This window comes from Mesorhizobium sp. M4A.F.Ca.ET.020.02.1.1 (genome assembly GCF_004022645.1).
GTDB lineage: Bacteria > Pseudomonadota > Alphaproteobacteria > Rhizobiales > Rhizobiaceae > Mesorhizobium.
In genome coordinates this window covers 1-3,151 of sequence record NZ_RZOI01000697.1, presented here as the reverse complement: position 1 = coordinate 3,151, position 3,151 = coordinate 1, and the positions used below count along the sequence as shown (strand labels likewise).

The 3,151-nt window shown below is 60.5% G+C and carries 4 protein-coding genes; all 4 read right to left on the bottom strand.

The genetic code is table 11. The annotated features are described in order from the left end of the window. On the bottom strand, positions 1-685 hold a 685-nt coding region (locus EN742_RS29510), incomplete at its 3' end, for a hypothetical protein (RefSeq protein ID WP_148670345.1). 370 nt (positions 686-1,055) lie between these two features. Further along, on the bottom strand, positions 1,056-1,589 hold the full coding sequence (locus tag EN742_RS29505) for an HK97 family phage prohead protease (RefSeq protein WP_128333585.1): 534 nt from the start codon (positions 1,587-1,589) through the stop codon (positions 1,056-1,058). A 167-nt stretch (positions 1,590-1,756) separates the two neighbouring features. Continuing rightward, positions 1,757-2,377: a hypothetical protein gene (locus EN742_RS29500; RefSeq protein ID WP_128333584.1), complete on the bottom strand. Its 621-nt coding sequence runs from the start codon at positions 2,375-2,377 to the stop codon at positions 1,757-1,759. Then, on the bottom strand, positions 2,377-3,027 hold the full coding sequence (locus EN742_RS29495) for a hypothetical protein (protein ID WP_128333583.1): 651 nt from the start codon (positions 3,025-3,027) through the stop codon (positions 2,377-2,379). The genes EN742_RS29500 and EN742_RS29495 overlap by 1 nt, the downstream gene beginning before the upstream one ends. Positions 3,028-3,151 lie beyond the last annotated feature (124 nt).

Genomic DNA, 3,151 nt, shown 5'->3' with positions numbered 1-3,151 from the left:
TCGCCGCGCCGATCGAATACAGGAAAATGTCCGTGTCGTCGAAGCCGTAAAGCTTCTGTTGATCCCAAACCGGAATCAGATCGCGGGCATTGGGGGTGCCGGCAAAGGTCGTGAACGTGTCGTAATCGTGCGTCGTCGCGCCGTCCTGAATCCACTCCGCCTCAAAGACAGGCGGCGCGCCGTAGCCCACGATGTCGAAGTCCACCACGACAATATCGAGATAGCCGCGGTGCGCCGACACGAAGTCCGCGCCTTCCTCCTTGACCATCGCCGGATCGCGAGGCTGATCGCCGCGACCATCATAGGCAGTGAACTTCAATCCCTTCTGGCGATAGCCAACGCTGCCGTCGTAGACGAGCTTGCCGTTGGCATAGAGCTTACGCATGGTCCACGTCGAATCCGGCACCAGCGGACGCGCAAAGCGCAGCCTGGCCGTCAACTTCGACGTGGTAGTCGTAACCGTGTCCCAGAACTCGATGTGGGTCGAAGTAACGGTCAGAATAGGCGCGCACCAGATATAGGCGGCCGGAAGCCTGCACTTGCCGTACACAACCGGGATAGTCTGGCCGTAGGCAGACGTAGGTAGTGTGGTCTGGATTTCGGGGACTTCTGGAACGGTCGGTGCGGTTGGGGTTTCCCAACCGCCCCAGCTACCGCGGCCAGGGCGACGTGGCAATCCTCCCATTTTATTGTCCTGCTCCGATGAGGAAGGCGTGGGTGAGCGATCGCGCCGAGGCGCGTTCTTTGGTCTTGGTCATTGATTTTCCTTTGAAGGGACTCTAGGGCTCCGGCGAGCCATCCAATCGCGCAATATGACGTCGGGAATTTTTAGTTGAATGCCGCTGCGCTTGCGGCCGGCACGATTAACCGTGTTTCTTTGGATTTGATTAAATTGAGCGGCGCACGATACCTCAATGAGAAAGATAAATCCGGCATGCGCGGCGATCCTGATCGCTCCATTTCTCATCGTTGGAGTGCTGTTTGTCGTTGCGTACACGCTAGACCGCAGCCCGCACGTTGACCCCGGATACACATCGACCATCAGGTAGCAGCATCTAATTGATGCCTCGCAGCCGTTGGTCCCGCTCCATCTTTTCGATGAGGCGGCGCCTGGCCGCCGCGGCGTTGCCCATTGGGGTTTCGGAGCGCGTAAGGGCAGCCGAGGTGGCTTTTCCGTAGGCGCCAAAGATTACGAGGCTCAGCTCCACGAGCCCTGCCTGCGTAACCAGACGCTGAGGCAAATCCCCCGTGTCGTCCCACTGCTCCTCCTCCGAGAAAAAGCAGACGCTTACCTCATCGACCAGGCCGCTTCCAACGCTGGCCAAGGCTTCCTGCCCCATCGGGGATTCGGGGTTCGGCGTCAGCGCATACCAGAGGCCCACACTGTCGGCCTTGATCTCGAGTGAGCCGTTGGAGACGCGCCCGAGCGGGCGAGACATGTCATGCGCCCAGCAGGCGACAACTGAATCGCCGCTCTCTCGGATAGACTTGTCGAATGCACCTCTGGCAAACCGCTCAATAAAAAGCCCGCCGATGTTAGCGGGCTGCTGCCATTGGATGGCGTAACCAGAGATAAAAGGTTCAGCCATCTTTCAGCGCCTTGATCTTCTTGTCGAGCTTATCAAGAGTGATTTGGCGTGCGATGTCCTTGGCTGCTCCGCTGCGATTTGCGTGCCGTTTCTCGCCCGGCAGTTTGATCATGCGCCTTGCCGGCCCGCGGCGACCGTCGCTGCTGGCGCGCTCGATTTCGCGGTGTTCAGACATCGTAGCCAGCCCCTTTCAGTTCCTTGAGGTACGCCGCGATGCGCCGCTGCGGATCCTGAACGGATCCCAAGAAATGCGGCCGGATTTGCCCGAGCCCGTCTGTCGACGCTCCCTCGGCCTCAATGGCGAGGAACATGTCATTTAGTTCGACATGCGCGACGTCAACGGCGCGCAGCACCTCAACCAACGCAGCCACGCGTCTCTCGGCTTCCGGGCGGGCCGCGGCACAAATGGCACGCTCGGCTGCTGGACGGGCTGCAGCAATGCGCTTTTCAATCAGTTCGATAGCTTGACCGGCGATCGCTTCCAGGCGGCGCAACTCGGCCACCCGCAGCCGCTTTTGTGCCTTCGCTGACGGCTTCTCACCGATCAGTGCTGCGACCTCGGGCGTAATGTCGATAGTCTTGTCTGCCTCAATCGCGGCCTGCAATGCCTTCCGCTCGGCGACGTGGGCTGCGCGGTCCCTGAAAATGGCTTCACGCCTGTCTTCGTCCTCGCCCAGCGCCGGAAGCGCTTCGCGCGCTGTCAGTGCCACAAAACTTAGTTTGGGCGGCGCAACCTTAGCCGGCCTGGCGTCGGGCTTGACCTTCTTTGGTTTGTTGAAGATGGGCACTAGCGTTCTCCTGAAAACAGTTCGGCGATGACGGTCGCGAAGGCGCCGCCATTGATTTCGACCGACTTGCGGTGGCCGTAAGCCTGCCACCTACCTGGCTCACCGGCGCTAAAGCGGCGGACGTCGATCGTGTCGGTCAGGGCGATCTCCTGCCAGTTCGACACCACGGCAATGATGGTTTTCGCAACCAACGCCCTCGCGTCCAGCGAGCCCGTAGCGGCGATCTCGGCGATGATATCGAGCGCCTCGCCAGCGGTGACGCTGATGCTTGCCGGGGCGCCTACAGGTACGCCTTCACGCCGAAGCGCGCGGTACTCGCTCACGGTGTCGGCCACCGCACGAAGCGGCACGTCGAGCGCAACGCCAAGCATGAGCGTCGCAACGTCCTGCGGAGTAAGTTGTGGCGAAACGCCAGGCGAACCGGACGGAAGCATGTCGGCTTCGGTGAGCGCGCGAGCGACCTCTTTGGTGCGGCCGGGGTCATAGCCGACGCGACGCACCAATGCATCGCAGGCCTGCTTGGTAGAAGGCATGTTTATTGTCCTTAAATAGAGCGGGAAATTGCAATTTCCCGTGTGGATGGTTGTAAAAAAGAAGGCCCGATAGCCGAAGCTATCGAGCCAATCTGCTCGCCTGCAGAACTGCTGCAATGGCGAGGGCCGCAACCGTGGGGCGGTAGCGGCGACGCAGACGACAGAGCGGGCGCCTGCGAGGGAAAGAGGGGTTAGTTCTCCACCTCATACCTTTGAAAACGAGTTGGGGTACAGATTAGGC